Genomic DNA, 17172 nt, shown 5'->3' with positions numbered 1-17172 from the left:
GGCCCTCTCTGGCGCCCCGCGGGCGCCGCCGGCGAGTTTTCCTCGCGAGTATCGCGAACCGTTGACTGTCGTCACCATCACGATACGCTCGTTGGGCCACGGTCGACCCCACTCCGCCGGTCTCGACGACCCCACCCGACAGGGGGACGGACGTATGGAGCTGACGCCCTCGGCCCATCTGGACACCTTCGCCCGCGACCATCTGCCACCCGCGGAGCAGTGGCCGCACCTCCTCTTCGAGCTGCCCTCCCTCGCGTACCCCGACCGGCTCAACTGCGGCGCCGAACTGCTCGACCGCACGGTGGAACGGTTCGGCGCCCACCGCGAGGTGTTCCGCGACGGCGACGGCGGCGTCTGGACGTACGGGGAACTGCGCGAGCGGGTCGACCGGATCGCCCACGTCCTCTCCGACGACCTCGGCGTCCGTCCCGGCAACCGGTTGCTGCTGCGCGGCCCGACCACGCCCTGGCTCGCGGCCTGCTGGCTGGCCGTGATGAAGGCGGGCGCGATCGCCGTCACCGTCCTCGCCCAGCAGCGCGCGGGCGAGCTCGCCGTGATCAGCGAGATGGCCCGGTGCACCCACGCGCTGTGCGACGTCCGCTCCGTCAGCGAGCTGACCGCGGCCCGGGTGCCGGGACTGCGCGTCACTCCCTTCGGCGGCGACGGCCCGGACGACCTGCTCGGTCTGGCCGCCGGCAAGCCCGACCGGTACGAGGCGGTGCCGACGGCCGCCGACGACGTGGCGCTGATCGCCTTCACCTCCGGCACCACCGGCCGCCCCAAGGGCTGCATGCACTTCCACCGGGACGTGCTCGCCGTCGCCGACACCTTCTCCGCGCAGGTCCTGCGCCCGGAGCCCGGCGACGTCTTCGCCGGCTCGCCGCCGCTCGGCTTCACCTTCGGCCTCGGCGGGCTCGTGGTCTTCCCGCTGCGGGCCGGGGCGTGCGCGGTGCTCCTGGAGCAGGCCGGGCCGCAGCAGCTGCTCGCCGCGATCGAGCGCGAGCGGGTGTCGGTGCTCTTCACGGCGCCGACCGCCTACCGGGTGATGCTGGAGGAGCTCGACAAGCCCGGGCACGACCACGACCTCGGCTCGCTGCGCCGCTGCGTCTCGGCGGGCGAGAACCTGCCGGCCGAGACCTGGGAGGCCTGGCGCAAGCGGACCGGCCTGAAGCTGATCAACGGCATCGGCGCCACCGAGCTGCTGCACATCTTCATATCGGCCGCCGACGGCGAGATACGCCCCGGCACCACCGGCCGGCCGGTCCCGGGCTGGCAGGCGCGGATCGTGGGCCGCGACGGCACGGGCGGGCTCGCGGAGCTGCCGGACGGCGAGGAGGGCCTGCTCGCGGTGCGCGGCCCGGTGGGCTGCCGCTATCTCGCCGACCCTCGTCAGGCCGAGTACGTCCACGACGGCTGGAACCTCACCGGCGACACCTATGTGCGCGAACCGGACGGCTACTTCCGCTACGTCTCGCGCGCCGACGACATGATCATCTCGGCCGGGTACAACATCGCGGGCCCGCAGGTCGAGGAGGCGCTCCTCGCCCACCCGGACGTCGTCGAGGCGGCGGTCGTCGGCCGGCCCGACGCGCTGCGCGGCCAGGTCGTCGTCGCGTACGCCGTCGTACGGGACGGTGTGCCGCGCGACGCGGGCACGGCGACGGCGCTGCGGGCCTTCGTACGGGCCCGGCTGGCCCCGTACAAGTCGCCGCGGGAGATCGTCTTCCTGGACGCGCTGCCGCGCACGGCGACGGGCAAGCTCCAGCGCTTCCGGCTGCGGGACGACGCGGCGGGACCGGGCACCCTAAAGTGATCACGTGGCCGAGCAGCACACTCCCCGATCCCTGATCGTCTCCCTGTACGGCGCGTACGGCCGGTCGCCGGACGGCGCGCCGCTGCCCGTGGCGGAGCTGATCAGGCTCCTCGGCGTGCTCGGCGTGGACGCGCCGTCGGTGCGCTCGTCGGTGTCCCGGCTGAAGCGGCGCGGGCTGCTGCTGGCCCGGCGCACGGCGGACGGCGCCGCCGGCTACGCGCTGTCGGACGACGCGCGGATGCTCCTGGACGACGGCGACCGCCGGATCTACGCCCGTACCGTACCGGCCCTGTCGGACGGCTGGGTGCTGGCGGTGTTCTCCGTGCCCGAGGCCGAGCGCCACAAGCGTCATCTGCTGCGCTCGCGGCTGGCCAGGCTGGGCTTCGGCACGGCCGCGCCGGGCGTGTGGATCGCCCCGGCCCGGCTGTACGAGGAGACCCGGCACACCCTTGAGCGGCTGGAGCTCGCCGCGTACGTGGACCTGTTCCGCGGCGACCACCTGGGCTTCGCGCCCACGGCCGAGTCGGTGGCCCGCTGGTGGGACCTGCCGTCGATCGCCAAGCTGCACGAGGAGTTCCTGGACGCCCACGAGCCGGTGCTGCGCGCCTGGTCGACGGAGCCGGGCGGGCCTGAGGAGGCCTACCGGGCCTACCTCCTCGCCCTCGACTCCTGGCGCCGCCTCCCGTACGCGGACCCGGTGCTGCCGCTCGAACTGCTGCCGGAGAACTGGCCGGGCACACGGTCGGCGGAAGTGTTCGCGGCGCTCCACGAGCTGCTGCACGCGCGGGGCGCGGAGTTCGTGCGGATGTGAGGCGGCAGGGGCCCTGCCGGCGCGCGGACGGCGGCAGCGGCCCTGCCGCGTCAGTCCTTGTACTCGGCGATCTGGAGGAGGTTGCCGCAGGTGTCGTCGAGGATCGCGGTGGTGACCGGGCCCATCTCGACGGGCTCTTGGGTGAAGCGCACGCCGAGGGCGCGCAGGCGCTCGTACTCGGCGCGGACGTCCTCGACCGCGAAGGAGTTCACCGGGATGCCGTCGGCGGCCAGGGCGTCCTGGTAGGCCTTGGCGGCGGGGTGCTGGTTGGGCTCCAGGACCAGTTCGACGCCGTCGGGCTCCTCCGGCGAGACGACGGTCAGCCAGCTGTACTCGCCCATCGGGACGTCGGTCTTCTTCACGAAGCCGAGCACCTCGGTGTAGAAGCGCAGGGCCTTGTCCTGCTCGTCGACGAAGACGCTGGTCAGGTTGATCCTCATGAGGTGCCCTCCGGGGTGTGGGGTCTGATCCACCGGGTCACGATGCCGTCGAGGGGCCCGGTGTCCAGGTCGTGGAATTTGTAGCGGCCCTCGCGCCGGCTGCGGACCAGTCCGGCGGTCTCCAGGACGGCGAGGTGCTGGCTGACGCCCTGCCGTGAAATGGCCAGGCCGTGCCGGGTCGCGAGCCGGGCGCATATCTCGAAGAGGGACTGGCCATCCCGCTCCGCCAGTCCGTCGAGGATGAGCCGGCGGGTGGGGTCGGCCAGCGCCTTGAAGAGGTCGTCGTCGTCCGCCACTCCTCCACCATAGGCAAGCGTCGACTTGCCTATCAAGTGGATCACTCGGGGCCGGGCGGCCCGCTCAGACGTCCTTGCGGCCCGTCGGCGGGCGGCGGCTGCCCGCGCGGTACGGCGCCGGCCAGGGCGCCCCGGGGCCTTCGTAGCCCTGCTCGGCGGCGGCGTGGAGGGTCCAGTGCGGGTCGTAGAGGTGGGGCCGGGCCAGGGCGCAGAGGTCAGCGCGGCCGGCGAGGAGGAGGGAGTTGACGTCGTCCCACGAGGAGATCGCGCCCACCGCGATCACCGGGACGCCGAGCGCCGAGCGGATCCGGTCGGCGTAGGGCGTCTGGTAGGAGCGGCCGAACTCGGGGCGCTCGTCGGGGACGACCTGGCCGGTGGAGACGTCGAGGGCGTCGGCGCCGTGGGCGGCGAAGGCGCGGGCGATCTCGACGGCGTCGTCGGCGGTGGTGCCGCCGTCGGCCCAGTCGGTGGCGGAGATGCGCACGGTCATGGGCCGGTCGGCCGGCCACGCCTCCCGTACCGCGTCGAACACCTCCAGCGGGAAGCGCAGCCGGCCCGCGAGGTCGCCGCCGTAGGCGTCGGTGCGGTGGTTGGTGAGCGGCGAGAGGAAGCCGGAGAGCAGATAGCCGTGGGCGCAGTGGAGCTCGAGCAGGTCGAAGCCGGCCCGGGCGGCGCGCCGCGCGGCGGCCGTGAACTCCTCGCGGACCGCGGTGAGTCCGGCCCGGTCGAGGGCCTGAGGGGTCTGGTTGACGCCGGCGCGGTACGGGAGCGGGGAGGCGGCCACGAGGGGCCAGTTGCCGTCCGGCAGCGGTCGGTCGATGCCCTCCCACATGCGGCGGGTGGAGCCCTTGCGGCCGGAGTGGCCGAGCTGGACGCCGAGCGCGGTGCCGGGCGCCTGGGCGTGGACGAAAGCGGTGATGCGGGCCCAGGCATCTGCCTGCTCCTCGGTCCACAGGCCGGTGCAGCCGGGCGTGATCCGGCCGCGTTCGCTGACGCAGACCATCTCGGTCATGACCAGTCCGGCGCCGCCGAGGGCGCGGGCGCCGAGGTGGACGAGGTGGAAGTCGCCGGGAACGCCGTCCTCGGCCACGTACATGTCCATGGGCGAGACGACGACCCGGTTGCGCAGGGTGAGGCCGCCGAGCCGGAAGGGCGTGAACATCGGCGGTGTGCCGGGCGGGCAGCCGAACTCGGCCTCGACGGAGGCGGTGAAGGCGGGATCGCGCAGCCGCAGGTTGTCATGGGTGACGCGCCGGCTGCGGGTGAGCAGGTTGAAGGCGAACTGCTTGGGCGGCCGGTCGAGTTGACGGGCCAGGTCCTCGAACCAGCGCAGGCTGGCGACGGCGGCCCGCTGGGTGGACTCCACGAGCGGGCGGCGCTCGGCCTCGTAGCCGGCCAGCGCCTCGGCGAGGCCGCCGGGCCGGGCGTCGACGTGGGCGGCGAGGGCGACGGCGTCCTCGACGGCGAGCTTGGTGCCGGAGCCGATGGAGAAGTGCGCGGTGTGGGCGGCGTCGCCGAGCAGGACGATGCCGCCGCGGGACCCGCCGCTCGGGCCGCCGCCCGGAACGTGGGACCAGCGGTCGTTGACGACCGTACGGAAGGCGGTCCAGGCGGAGTTGTTGGACCGCAGGGCGCGGCCGCGCAGCGCCTCGGCGAAGATCTTGGCGCAGCGGGCGGCGGACTCGGCCTCGTCGAGCTCGTCGAAGCCGGCCGCCCGCCAGACCTCCTCGCGCATCTCGACGATGACGGTGGAGGAGTCGGCCGCGTAGGGATAGGCGTGGAGCTGCATCACGCCGTACTCGGTCTCGGCGATCTCGAAGCGGAAGGCGTCGAGGGCGAAGTCGGCGGCGAGCCAGACGTAGCGGCAGCGGTGGGTGGTGAGGCGGGGCCGGAAGACGTCGGCGTAGGCCTCGCGGGTGCGGCTGTGCACACCGTCGGCGGCGACGACGAGGTCGTGCGTGGCGGCGAGTTCGGCGGCCGGCGGCGCCTCGGTGCGGAAGCGGAGGCGGACGCCGAGGCCGGTGCAGCGCGCGTGCAGGATCTCCAGGAGCCGGCGGCGGCCGAGGGCGGCGAAGCCGTGGCCGGTGGAGGTGAGGAGGTGGCCGCGGTGGACGATGTCGACGTCGTCCCAGTGGACGAGTTCGGCACGCAGGGCGGCGTACACCGCCGGGTCGGCCTCCTCGATGCCGCCGAGGGTCTCGTCGGAGAGGACGACGCCGAAGCCGAAGGTGTCGGTGGGCGCGTTGCGCTCCCAGACGGTGACCTCGCGGGCCGGGTCGCCGCGCTTGAGGAGCGCGGCGGCATAGAGGCCGCCGGGGCCGCCGCCGATGACGGCGACGCGCAGCGGTGCGGCGGCGGGCCGTGGCTCCGGGACGCGGTACGGCGCACGGGCCGGGTCCGGGGCCGGTTCCGCCGCGAGCAGGCGGGGCGGGCCGGCGGGCTCCGGCGGCAGCGGGCGGTGCGGGGCGGTGTCCGGCGAGAGCGGGCGGGGGTGGTGCGGGTGCGGCTGGGGGCTGTGCGGAGGCTGGGCCGGGGGCCGGGGAGGCTGAGCCAGGCTCCGCGGAGGCTGGGCCGGGGGCCGGGGAGGCTGAGCCAGGCTCCGCGGAGGCTGGGCCGGGCTCCGTGGAGGGCCGGCCGGGGGCCGGGGAGGCTGGGCCGGGGGCCGCACGGTTACCGCCCCCGCCATTTGGCCGGGCGTTTCTCGGTGAAGGCGGCGTGGAACTCGGCGTAGTCCTCGCCGTGCATGAGGAGCGCCTGGGTGGCCGCGTCCATCTCGACCGACGCGGCCAGCGGCATGTCGAGCTCGGCGGTGAGCAGGGCCTTGGTCTGGGCGTGGGCGAGGGCGGGGCCCTCGGCGAGCCGGCGGGCCAGGGCGGCGGCCCGGGTGTCGGCGGCGCCCTCCTCGGTCAGCTCGCTGATCAGGCCGATGCGCTCGGCCTCGGCGGCGCCGACCGGGTCGCCCAGCATGAGCAGCCGGGTCGCGTGGCCGAGGCCGACGACCCGCGGCAGCAGATAGGCGGCGCCCATGTCGCCGCCGGAGAGCCCGACGCGGGTGAAGAGGAAGGCGAAGCGGGCGGTGGGATCGGCGACCCGGAAGTCGGCGGCGAGGGCGAGGACCGCGCCGGCGCCGGCGGCGACGCCGTGGACGGCGGCGATCACCGGGAAGGGGCATTCGCGCAGCGCCCTGACGGTCTGGCCGGTCATCCGGTTGAAGTCGAGGAGCTGGGCGGTGTCCATGGAGAGCGTGGCGCCGATGATCTCGTCGACGTCGCCGCCCGAGCAGAAGCCGCGCCCTTCGCCGCCGAGGACCAGCGCGCGGACGGAGCGCTCGCGGGACAGCTCGGCGAGCAGGTCGCGCAGGTCGGCGTAGGCGCCGAAGGTGAGGGCGTTGAGTTTCTCGGGGCGGGCGAGGGTGATCGTGGCGACTCCGTCGTCGACCGCCAGGCGCAGGTGCCGCCAGCGTGCGGTGCGGGTCGCGGAGCCGGTGAAGGGGCTCATCCGGGAGAACCTCCCTGTTGTGTGCACGTACGGGTACGGCATCACCTCGATGAGGGTATCACTCATCTGTGACCGCCGTCACGAGTACGCGATAGCCCTCGGTCCCGCCCCTTGGTCCCGGGACACAGCGGACCCAAGGTCCCGGCGGAGGCGGGCGACCGCCTCTGTCCCCGGATTTTCGAGTCCGTAAGGTTAAAACCGGAACGACGCTCCCCATATCCCTGCCGAGCCCGAACGGAATCCCGCCGTGTCCGAAGCCTCAGGAGCCCCAGGCCCCGCCTCCTGGCGCGTCGAGCTGCCGCACACCACGGCCGCCGTACCGATCGCCCGCTCCCTCGTCCGCAGTGCCCTCGCGGCCATCGAGGGCCCGGAGCAGGCCGCCGCCGACAGCGACACGGCCGAGCTGCTCACCGCCGAGCTCGTGGCCAACGCCGTCGAGCACACGCCGGGCCACGGCCCGATCGAACTGGTCGTGGAACTCTTCCCGATGTCCGGCGGCTGCCACATCGAGGTCCATGACGGCCGCCCGCCGGCCACCGAGGAGCTGATCTGCCCCGAGCCGGGCACGGTCGACCCCTGGCAGGAGCACGGCCGCGGGCTGCTGCTGATCCGCGCCCTGAGCAGCGACTGCGGCCACCGCCCCACCCCGCACGGCAAGGCGGTCTGGTTCACGCTCCCGGCCGTACCGGCCCAGCGGCGGCGCTGAGCCGGGTCCGGGCGCGGCCCCGGGCGCGGGCTACTGCGCGGCGGGGGCACCGAGGGTGGCGACCATGACGGCCTTGATGGTGTGCATACGGTTCTCCGCCTCGTCGAAGACGACCGAGTGGGCCGACTCGAAGACCTCGTCGGTGACCTCCAGCTCGGTGAGGCCGTGCCGGGCGTGGATGTCGCGGGCGACGGCGGTGCCGAGGTCGTGGAAGGCCGGCAGGCAGTGCAGGAACTTCACGTCCGGGTTGCCGGTGGCCCGCAGGACGTCCATGGTCACGGCGTACGGGCCGAGGACGGCGATCCGCTCGTCCCAGACCTCCTTGGGCTCGCCCATGGAGACCCACACGTCCGTGATGACGAAGTCGGCGCCGCGCACGCCCTCCGGGATGTCCTCGGTGAGGGTGATCGTCGCGCCGCTCGCCTCGGCGAGGCGGCGCGCCTCGGCGACGACCGGCTCGCCCGGCCAGTAGGCCTTCGGGGCCACGATCCGGACGTCCATGCCGAGCAGGGCGCCGGTGACGAGGTAGGAGTTGCCCATGTTGAAGCGCGCGTCGCCGAGGTAGGCGAAGACCATCTCGTCGAGCGGCTTGGCGCTGTGCTCGGTCATGGTGAGGACGTCGGCGAGCATCTGGGTGGGGTGCCAGTCGTCGGTGAGCCCGTTGTAGACGGGCACGCCGGAGTAGGCGGCCAGGTCCTCGACGTTCGCCTGGCTGTCGCCGCGGTACTCGATGGCGTCGAACATCCGGCCGAGCACCCGGGCGGTGTCCTTGACCGACTCCTTGTGGCCGATCTGGGAGCCGGCCGGGTCGAGGTAGGTGGTGGCGGCGCCCTGGTCGGCGGCGGCGACCTCGAAGGCGCAGCGGGTGCGGGTGGAGGTCTTCTCGAAGATCAGGGCGATGTTCCTGCCCCGCAGCCGCTGGACCTCCGTGCCGGCCTTCTTGGCCGCCTTGAGCTCGGCGGCGAGCGCGATCAGGCCGCGGAACTCCTCGGCGGTGAAGTCCAGCTCCTTGAGGAAGTGGCGGCCGGTGAGGTCGGTGGCCATGGGCGCTCCTGGGGTGCGGTCGGACGCGTCGGGCGACGAGGACTCTGAAAGTATACGTAATCCAGAATTCTTATACAGCCCCCTGCCGTCCGGTCGCCGTCACCGCCTCGCGCGGCCCGCGGCGCCCGCGCCCTCGCACCGTCCGGCCGCCGTCACACCGCCTCGCGCTCCACCGGGCAGCTCATGCAGCGCGGGCCGCCCCGGCCGCGGCCCAGCTCGCTCCCGGGGATCTCGATCACCTCGATGCCCTGCTTGCGCAGATGCGTGTTGGTGGTGACGTTCCGCTCGTACGCCACGACCACGCCCGGCTCCACCGCGAGCACGTTGCACCCGTCGTCCCACTGCTCGCGCTCCGCCGCGTGCACGTCCTGGGTGGCGGTGAGCACCCGGACGTCCTGCAGGCCGAGCGCCGCGGCGATGGCGCTGTGCATGTGCTCCGGCGGATGGTCGGTCACCCGCAGGGACTGGCCCTCGTCGCCCGGCTCGATCGTGTACGAGCGGAGCATGCCGAGGCCCGCGTACTGGGTGAAGGTGTCCACGTCCACCATCGTCATCACCGTGTCCAGGTGCATGAACGCCCGGCGCTTCGGCATGTCCAGCGCGATGATCGTACGTGCCGAGCCCGCCGCGAACATCCGGCGGGCCAGCATCTCCACGGCCTGCGGGGTGGTGCGCTCGCTCATGCCGATGAGGACCGCGCCGTTGCCGATGACGAGGACGTCACCGCCCTCGATCGTCGACGGGTAGTCGGACTGGCCCTCCGACCAGTGGTGGAACTCCCCCGCCGCCGGGCCGGTGAAGAGCGGATGGTGCTTGTAGATCGCCTCGAAGTGCACGGTCTCGCGCTGCCGGGCCGGCCAGCGCATCGCGTTGATGGACACGCCGTCGTAGATCCAGGCCGAGGTGTCCCGGGTGAAGAGGTGGTTCGGCAGCGGGCCGAGCACGAACTCGTCCAGGTCCAGGGCGTGGAAGCGGACCGAGGTCGGCTCGCGGTGCGCGGCGAGGAACTCCCGCTTGGTCATCCCGCCGACCAGCGCCTCCGCCAGCGCGCCCGCGTCGAGCGAGTCGAACACCGCCCGCAGGTGGTCGGCGGCCGACGGCCCGTACTCCTTCTCGTCGAAGACCCGGTCGAGCACCAGCTCGCGCGCCGCCGGCAGCTCCAGTGCCTCGCGCAGCAGGTCGCCGAACAGGTGCACCTCCACGCCGCGGTCGCGCAGCACGTCCGCGAAGCCGTCGTGCTCCTGCCGGGCCCGGCGCACCCACAGCACGTCGTCGAAGAGCAGCGTGTCCTTGTTCGTCGGTGTGAGCCGCTTCAGCTCCAGATCGGGCCGGTGCAGGATGACGCGGCGCAGCCGCCCGGTCTCGGAATCGACATGGAATCCCATGTGCCCATCCTGACCGAGCGGCCCGCCCCGCGCGCCCCACTCGACGACGAACGTCACGGGGCGTCTTCCCGGTCCCGCGTCACAGCCGCGGGTCGACCGGCTCCGACTCCAGCGCCAGGACCGCGAAGACGGCCTCGTGGACGCGCCACAGCGGTTCGCCCGCCGCCAGACGGTCGAGCGCCTCCAGGCCGAGCGCGTACTCGCGCAGGGCCAGGGAGCGCTTGTGGCCGAGGTGCCGCTCGCGCAGCCGCTCCAGGTTGTCCGGGCGGGTGTACTCCGGGCCGTAGATGATCCGGAGGTACTCGCGTCCGCGCACCTTCACGCCCGGCTGCACCGGCCGGCCGTCCCTGCCGGTGGCCAGGGCCGCGAGCGGCTTGACGACCATGCCCTCGCCGCCGGCCGCGGTCAGCTCCAGCCACCAGTCGACACCGGCCCGCACGGACGCCTCGTCGGCGGTGTCGACCACCAGCCGCCGCGTGACCTGGAGCAGACCGTCACCGGACGCGGCCTCGTGCTCGACCAGCCGGTCCAGCCAGGCCAGCTGCGTGTCGTGCGGTACGGCGGCCAGCGAACGGCCGCGCGCCGCGAGCACCTGGAAGGGCGCGAAGCGCACGCCCTCCAGGCCGTCGGTCGGCCAGCAGTAGCGCCGGTACGCGTCGGTGAAGGCCGCCGCGTCCGCCTCCCGCTCCCGCTGCCGGCCGAGCAGCCCCTCGAGCCCGGCCACGCCGCGGCCCACGGCCTGTTCGAGCGCGCCGAGGGCCCCGGGGAAGACCGCCCGGGATGCCGCGCCGACCGCCGCGTACTGGGAGCGCAGCAGCCCCGCCGACTTCAGCGACCACGGCATCAGCTCGCCGTCGAGCAGCAGCCAGTCCGTGTCGAGCTCCTCCCAGAGCCCGGCGGCGCCGATCGCCGCGCGCAGCCGTGCCAGGACGCGCTCGGTCATCTCCTGGTCGTCGAAGAACGGCCGGCCGGTGCGGGTGTGCAGGGCGCCGGTGACGCCGTCGCCCGCGGCCACGCCGAACCGCTCCGCCGCGACGTCCGCGTCCTTGCAGACGAGGGCGACGGCCCGCGAGCCCATGTGCTTCTCCTCGCACACGACCTGCCCGACGCCGTCGGCCGCGTACTGCGCGAACGCCTCGGCCGGGTGCTCCAGATAGCCCTCGGTCCTCGACGTCGGGGTGGGCGCCATCGTCGGCGGCAGGTAGGCGAGCAGCCGCGGGTCGACCGCGAACCGGCTCATCACCTCCAGGGCGGCGGCCGCGTTCTCCTCGCGGACCGCGAGATTGCCCATCAGCCGGGTCTCCACGACCCGTCGCCCGTGCACGTCGGCCAGGTCGAGCGGCCTGCCCTGGTGGCCGCCGGGCGCCTCGGGCGCGAGCGGCTTGGCCGGCTCGTACCAGACCCGCTCGGCCGGCACGTCGACGAGTTCGCGCTCCGGCCAGCGCAGCGCCGTCATCTTCCCGCCGAACACCGCGCCGGTGTCGAGGCAGATGGTGTTGTTGATCCAGGACGTGGTCGGCACGGGCGTGTGCCCGTAGACGACGGTCGCCCGGCCGCGGTACTCCTCCGCCCACGGGTAGCGCACCGGCAGCCCGAACTCGTCGGTCTCGCCCGTCGTGTCCCCGTACAGCGCGTGCGAGCGCACCCGGCCCGAGGTCCGGCCGTGGTACTTCTCCGGCAGACCGGCGTGACAGACCACCAGCCGGCCCTCGTCGAGGACGTAGTGGCTGACGAGCCCGTCGATGAACGCGGAGACCTCGGCCCGGAACTCCTCCGGCTCGCGCTCCAGCTGCTCGATCGTCTCGGCGAGGCCGTGGGTCTGCTGCACCTTGCGGCCGCGCAGCCAGCGGCCCAGCTTGTTCTCATGGTTGCCGGGCACGCACAGCGCGTTCCCGGCGGCCACCATGCCCATGACGCGGCGCAGCACGCCGGGGCTGTCGGGGCCGCGGTCGACCAGGTCGCCGACGAAGACGGCGGTCCGGCCCTCGGGGTGGGCGCCGTCCACGTAGCCCAGCCGCGCGAGCAGCGTCTCCAGCTCGGAGCGGCAGCCGTGGATGTCACCGATGATGTCGAAGGGGCCGGTGAGGTGCCGCAGGTCGTTGAACCGCTTCTCCAGGACGACCTCGGCCGCCTCCACGTCCGCGACGCCGCGCAGCACGTGCACCTTGCGGAAGCCCTCGCGCTCCAGGCCGCCGAGCGAGCGGCGCAGTTCGCGGCGGTGGCGCTGGATGACGTGGCGGGGCAGGTGGGCCCGGTCGGGGCGGGCCGCGTTGCGCGCGGCGCACACCTCCTCGGGCAGGTCGAGGACGATCGCGATCGGCAGCACGTCGTGCTCGCGGGCCAGCTGCACCAGCTGGCGGCGGGCCTCGCGCTGCACGTTGGTGGCGTCGACGACGGTGAGCCGCCCGGCCGCGAGCCGCTTGCCCGCGATGTAGTGCAGGACGTCGAAGGCGTCCTTGCTGGCGCTCTGGTCGTTCTCGTCGTCGGCGACCAGGCCGCGGCAGAAGTCCGAGGAGACGATCTCGGTCGGCTTGAAGTGGCGCCGGGCGAAGGTCGACTTGCCGGAACCGGTCGCGCCGATGAGCACCACGAGGGAGAGGTCGGTGACGGGCAGCCTGCGGACGGCGGTCTCGCCGGCGGTGCCGGTGGCGTCGGTCATGCCGCGTCCTCCTTCGTGGTCGGGTCGGCCGGTGCGGTCGTGGTGGTGTTCGTGGTCGGGCCGGCCTTGGTCGGGCCGGTCGGTGCGGTCGTGGTGGTGGTCGTGGTCGGGCCGGTCGTGCCCGGCCCGCTCGTGCTCGGCGGTTCGTCGCCGCGGGTGAAGACGGCCATCTGGGTCGGCGGGCCGACCTCGGGGTCGTCCGGTCCGACGGGAGCGAACGCGACGCCGTAGCCGTGCCGGTCGGCGACGGCGGCCGCCCACCGCCGGAACTCGGCGCGGTTCCACTCGAAGCGGTGGTCGCCGTGCCGGACGTGCCCGGCGGGCAGCGACTCCCAGCGCACGTTGTACTCGACGTTCGGCGTGGTCACCACGACCGTACGCGGCCGGGCCGCGCCGAACACCGCGTACTCGAGCGCCGGCAGCCGCGGCAGGTCGAGATGCTCGATGACCTCGCTCAGCACGGCCGCGTCGTAGCCGGTCAGCCGCTTGTCGGTGTACGTGAGGGAGCCCTGGAGCAGGCGGACGCGGGCGGCCTGCCGCTCGCCCATCCGCTCCAGGCGCAGCCGGCGGCCGGCGATCGACAGGGCGCGCGCCGAGACGTCGACGCCGACGATCTCGGTGAAGCGCACGTCCTTCAGCAGGGCCTGCACCAACTGGCCCTGTCCGCAGCCGAGATCGAGCACCCGGGCGGCGTCGGCGGCGCGCAGGGCGCCGAGGATCGCCTCGCGGCGCTGCTCGGCGAGCGGCACGGGCCGCTCCTCGGTGTCGGCCGTCTCGTCGACCGCGTTGTCGACGTCCTCGACGTCCAGTCCGTCCGCCTCGGCGAGCCGCACGAGTGCGAGCCGTTCGGTCGCCGTCCGGGTCAGGCCCCAGCGGCGGGAGAGGTAACGGCTGGTGATCAGCTTCTGCTCCGGGTGGCCGGCGAGCCAGCCGTCACCGGCGCGCAGCAGCTTGTCGACCTCGTCCGGCGCGACCCAGTAGTGCTTGGCGTCGTCGAGGACCGGCAGCAGCACGTAGAGCTGGTTGAGCGCGTCGGCGAGGCGCAGCTCGCCCTCCAGGACGAGCCGCACGTAGCGCGAGTCGCCCCACTCGGGGAACTCCGGGTCGAGCGGCACCGGTTCGGCCGTCACGGAGGCCCAGCCCAGCGGGCCGAACAGCCGCTTCACCAGCTCCGCACCGCCGCGGGCGGGCAGCGCCGGGACCTCGATCCGCAGCGGCAGCGGGGCGGCGGCCCGCTCGGGCAGCGCGGCGCAGCTGCCGTGCAGGGCGCTCTTGAAGACCTTGGCGAGCGCGACCGCGAGCAGCGAGGACGCCGCGTACGGGCGGTCGTTCACGTACTGCGCGAGCGCGGCGTCCGGCGCCCCGCCCCGGCCCTTGCCCCTGCCGCGCCGCACGAGCGCCACGGGGTCCACCTCGAGCAGCAGCGCGGCCGTGCACCGCTCCGCGCTCGCCTCGGGATAGAGGACGTGCGCGGTGCCGTGCGCGGTCGAGAAGGACTGCGCCTTCTCGGGATGCTTGTGCAGCAGGAAGCCGAGATCGGTCGCGGGTCGCTCGGGAGTACCAGTGGTACTGATCGTCAGGAACACGCGTCCGAGTATGACCACCGGCTCCCGCGCCGACCAGGCATTTTCCCGCTGCGGAAGACCTCCTAGGAGGTGAGTGTGGCGGCGAGCGAGGCGACGGCGGGCGGGCCGACGCGGCAGCAGCCGCCGATCAGACGGGCGCCGGCGGTGCGCCAGGCCTCCGTGGTGGCCGGCGCGAAGGTGGCGTCGCCGCGCCAGGCGCGCGCCTCCGCGTCCCACCGCTCGCCGCTGTTGGGATAGACGACGACCGGCTTGCCCGTCACCGCCGCGGCGATCTCGGCGGCGGGGCCGGCGTCGGCCGGGGCGCAGCAGTTGACGCCGACCGCGACCACCTGGTCGAGGCCCGCGGCGAGGCCGAACGCGTCCGCCAGGTCCTGACCGGCGCGGGTGCGGCGGCCGTCGATCGTGTACGAGAGCCAGACCGGCACCCCGCAGCCCTCGACGGCCCGCAGCAGCGCCTCGGCCTCGTCGGCGTCGGGCACCGTCTCCAGGGCCAGGACGTCGGGCCGGGCCTCGGCGAGGACCTCGATCCGGGGCCGGTGGAACCGTTCGAGCGCGGCCGTCGACAGCCCGTACCGGCCGCGGTACTCGCTGCCGTCCGCGAGCATCGCCCCGTACGGCCCGACGGAGGCCGCGACCCAGATCTCCCGGCCCGACCGCTCCCCCGCCGCCCGGGCCAGCTCCACGCTGCGCGCGAGCAGCCGCGCCGCCTCGGCCCGGTCGATCCCGCGCCGCGCGAAGCCCTCGAAGGTGGCCTGGTAGCTGGAGGTGATCAGCACCTGGGCGCCGGCCCGGGCGTAGGCCGCGTGGGCCGCCTCGATCTGCTCGGGCGCGTCGGCGAGCAGCCGCGCGGACCAGAGCGCGTCGGAGAGGTCGCAGCCCTGCGCCTCCAGCTGGTTGGACAGCCCGCCGTCGAGGACGAGCACGTCCTCGGCGAGGACGGCGGCGAGTGTGCGGTCGGGTTTCATCGGGTCACCCCAGCTGCGACTGGACCTGTGCGGAGATCAGCTCCAGGTGGTCCAGATCGTCCAGGTCGAGGACCTGGAGATAGATCCGGGTGGAGCCGAGTGCACCGTACCGGCCGATCTTGTCGACGACCTCGGCGGGCGAGCCCGCCAGCCCGTTGGCCTTGAGCTCGTCCACCTCCCGTCCGATGGCGGCGGCCCTGCGGGCGACCTCCGCGTCGTCCCGGCCGACGCAGACCACCAGCGCGTTGGAGTACACCAGCGCGTCGGCCGGCCGGCCCGCCTCGGCGACCGCGGCCCGCACCCGGCCGAACTGCCGCTCGCTGTCCTCCAGCGAGGCGAACGGGATGTTGAACTCGTCGGCGAACCGCGCCGCCAGCCGCGGCGTCCTGCTCGCGCCGTGGCCGCCGATCAGCACCGGGACCTTCGCCTGGGCCGGTTTGGGCAGCGCCGGCGAGTCGGCCAGCTGGTAGTACCTGCCCTCGTAGGAGAACGTCTTGCCGGCCTCCGTGCCCCACAGCCCGGTGACGATCTCCAGCTGCTCCTCCAGGCGCCCGAACCTCTCCTTCGGGAAGGGGATGCCGTACGCCCGGTGCTCCTCCTCGAACCAGCCCGCGCCCAGGCCGAGTTCGATCCGGCCGCCCGACATCCGGTCGACCTGCGCGACCTGGATCGCGAGGACGCCGGGGAGCCGGAACGTGCCGGCGGTCATCAGCGTGCCGAGGCGGATCCGGCTCGTCTCCCGGGCGAGGCCGGCCAGGGTGATCCAGGCGTCGGTCGGTCCGGGAAGCCCGTCGCCCGCGCCCATGCTGAGGTAGTGGTCGGAGCGGAAGAAGGCGTCGAATCCGAGGTCCTCGGTGGCCTTGGCGACCCTGAGCAGCGTGTCGTAGTCGGCCCCCTGCTGGGGTTCGGTGAAGATGCGAAGATCCATGCCTCCATCCTGCACCTTCGGGTGCGCGTCAACCGTTTCGTCAGCGGATGATCTCCACCGGCCCGGTCGGGTGAATATCCGCCCTCCTGGCGGGCGGCGTCCGGCCGAGCCAGTGACCGGGGCCCGGGAGCCGTCGTTGGCTCGGGCGGAGCCGGACCGCCCGGCCCGCGTGCCGGCGGCCGCTGCCGGTGCGTCGCTCTCTTTTGTGGCCCTTCCCTCGCCGGAGGGCCCCGGGCCGAGGAGGCCGCCATGTCCCAGGAAGCCGCACCGGAGCGGGCCGTGCCCGAACAGCCCGTACCGCCGCTGCCGTCGGCACGGCCGGTGCCCGAGCAGCCGGACGGCGGCGCACCGAAGGGCCTGCTGCAGCAGATGGAGGAGCTGATGGCGGCGCTGACCGCCGATCTGTCGCAGCTCGACGCCGACCTGCAGTCCTCGGCCGACCGTCATCCCCGCCCGGCCGCCCCGGCCGGCCCGCACCCCGCCGACGACGCTCCCGCCGGCTGAGTCCTCCGCGGCCGCGCGTGGCCCCGGGCCGTCAGCGCGGGCCCGCCCGGCCGCGGGCGGCGTCGGGCGGCCGGTCGCGCTCGTGCTCGCGCACGGCGAGGCGGCGGAGCATGCCGCGCACCCGGTCGCCCGCCTCGTCGGCGGCGTCGATCGCCTCGATGCACTGCCAATAGAGCCCCTCCTCGTCCGTCGCGCAGGCCACGCCGACCAGCGCGATGCCCACGTCCGCGAGGAGCACGCCGAGCGCGGTGAGCGCGGCCCGCGCGTCCGCGACCTCCGTGAGCTGCGCGGCCCGCGGCCCGCCGGTGCGCAGCGCTCCGTCCACCCCTCCACGGCCGCCGACCGTCTCGCCGAGCGCCCGCGCCTCGCTCCGCAGCTCCTGCGGGCCGCAGAGCGCGAGACGACTTCCTATGGCCTGGGCGAGGGCCTGCGCCTGCCAGGCCTCCACCACGATGTCCAGCGCCGTGCGGCTCTCCGCCAGCGCGTGCCGACCGGTCGCGATCAGTCGCTCCGCATCCATCAACTCCGCCCCCGTTC

General features: G+C 74.2%; 15 protein-coding genes. 4 read left to right on the top strand and 11 right to left on the bottom strand.

The genetic code is table 11. The features are described 5' to 3' along the window. Positions 1 to 154: 154 nt before the first annotated feature. On the top strand, positions 155 to 1813 hold the full coding sequence (locus tag ACIGO8_RS25260; protein WP_399734880.1) for an AMP-binding protein: 1659 nt from the start codon (positions 155 to 157) through the stop codon (positions 1811 to 1813). Positions 1814 to 1817: 4 nt separating this feature from the next. Beyond that, positions 1818 to 2624: a PaaX family transcriptional regulator C-terminal domain-containing protein gene (locus ACIGO8_RS25255; protein WP_399734878.1), complete on the top strand. Its 807-nt coding sequence runs from the start codon at positions 1818 to 1820 to the stop codon at positions 2622 to 2624. Positions 2625 to 2674: 50 nt separating this feature from the next. Here ACIGO8_RS25255 and ACIGO8_RS25250 read toward each other — a convergent pair whose 3' ends face one another. From ACIGO8_RS25250 to ACIGO8_RS25235, 4 genes are all read right to left on the bottom strand, one after another. Further along, positions 2675 to 3064: a VOC family protein gene (locus ACIGO8_RS25250; protein ID WP_399734875.1), complete on the bottom strand. Its 390-nt coding sequence runs from the start codon at positions 3062 to 3064 to the stop codon at positions 2675 to 2677. After that, positions 3061 to 3360, bottom strand: coding sequence for an ArsR/SmtB family transcription factor (locus ACIGO8_RS25245; RefSeq protein ID WP_399734873.1), 300 nt, complete (start codon positions 3358 to 3360; stop codon positions 3061 to 3063). The genes ACIGO8_RS25250 and ACIGO8_RS25245 overlap by 4 nt, the downstream gene beginning before the upstream one ends. A 64-nt stretch (positions 3361 to 3424) precedes the next feature. Beyond that, positions 3425 to 6046, bottom strand: a complete 2622-nt coding sequence (locus tag ACIGO8_RS25240) for a bifunctional salicylyl-CoA 5-hydroxylase/oxidoreductase (protein ID WP_399734870.1) — start codon at positions 6044 to 6046, stop codon at positions 3425 to 3427. Then, positions 6031 to 6858 carry an enoyl-CoA hydratase family protein gene (locus tag ACIGO8_RS25235; RefSeq protein WP_399735072.1) on the bottom strand — a complete coding sequence of 276 codons (828 nt, stop codon included), beginning with the start codon at positions 6856 to 6858 and terminating at the stop codon, positions 6031 to 6033. The genes ACIGO8_RS25240 and ACIGO8_RS25235 overlap by 16 nt, the downstream gene beginning before the upstream one ends. Before the next feature lie 247 nt (positions 6859 to 7105). Between ACIGO8_RS25235 and ACIGO8_RS25230 the strand changes: the two genes are divergently transcribed. Beyond that, positions 7106 to 7564, top strand: coding sequence for an ATP-binding protein (locus ACIGO8_RS25230; RefSeq protein ID WP_399734867.1), 459 nt, complete (start codon positions 7106 to 7108; stop codon positions 7562 to 7564). A 30-nt stretch (positions 7565 to 7594) separates the two neighbouring features. Here ACIGO8_RS25230 and argF read toward each other — a convergent pair whose 3' ends face one another. The 6 genes from argF to ACIGO8_RS25200 form a co-directional block, all read right to left on the bottom strand. Beyond that, on the bottom strand, positions 7595 to 8608 hold the full coding sequence (argF, locus tag ACIGO8_RS25225; RefSeq protein ID WP_399734864.1) for an ornithine carbamoyltransferase: 1014 nt from the start codon (positions 8606 to 8608) through the stop codon (positions 7595 to 7597). A gap of 152 nt (positions 8609 to 8760) precedes the next feature. Beyond that, entirely contained in the window at positions 8761 to 9993 is a 1233-nt protein-coding gene (locus ACIGO8_RS25220; protein ID WP_399734862.1) for an arginine deiminase, read from the bottom strand. A gap of 79 nt (positions 9994 to 10072) precedes the next feature. After that, positions 10073 to 12652, bottom strand: a complete 2580-nt coding sequence (locus ACIGO8_RS25215) for a polynucleotide kinase-phosphatase (RefSeq protein ID WP_399734859.1) — start codon at positions 12650 to 12652, stop codon at positions 10073 to 10075. After that, positions 12649 to 14238, bottom strand: a complete 1590-nt coding sequence (locus ACIGO8_RS25210; protein WP_399734856.1) for a 3' terminal RNA ribose 2'-O-methyltransferase Hen1 — start codon at positions 14236 to 14238, stop codon at positions 12649 to 12651. Before ACIGO8_RS25210 ends, ACIGO8_RS25215 begins: the two co-directional genes overlap by 4 nt. Before the next feature lie 62 nt (positions 14239 to 14300). Further along, a complete protein-coding gene (gene mmuM / locus ACIGO8_RS25205; RefSeq protein WP_399734853.1) occupies positions 14301 to 15203 on the bottom strand; it encodes a homocysteine S-methyltransferase in 903 nt (300 codons plus the stop codon). A 4-nt stretch (positions 15204 to 15207) separates the two neighbouring features. Beyond that, entirely contained in the window at positions 15208 to 16131 is a 924-nt protein-coding gene (locus ACIGO8_RS25200; protein ID WP_399734849.1) for an LLM class F420-dependent oxidoreductase, read from the bottom strand. 249 nt (positions 16132 to 16380) lie between these two features. Between ACIGO8_RS25200 and ACIGO8_RS25195 the strand changes: the two genes are divergently transcribed. Next, positions 16381 to 16635, top strand: coding sequence for a hypothetical protein (locus ACIGO8_RS25195; protein ID WP_399734846.1), 255 nt, complete (start codon positions 16381 to 16383; stop codon positions 16633 to 16635). Between the two features lie 31 nt (positions 16636 to 16666). Here ACIGO8_RS25195 and ACIGO8_RS25190 read toward each other — a convergent pair whose 3' ends face one another. Beyond that, entirely contained in the window at positions 16667 to 17155 is a 489-nt protein-coding gene (locus tag ACIGO8_RS25190) for a DUF6099 family protein (RefSeq protein ID WP_399734843.1), read from the bottom strand. Positions 17156 to 17172: the final 17 nt, after the last annotated feature.

Source organism: Streptomyces sp. NPDC053493 (assembly GCF_044544825.1).
Classification (GTDB): domain Bacteria; phylum Actinomycetota; class Actinomycetes; order Streptomycetales; family Streptomycetaceae; genus Streptomyces.
Note: the sequence above shows the minus strand (reverse complement) of the source record. Positions and strands in the feature narration are given on the sequence as shown.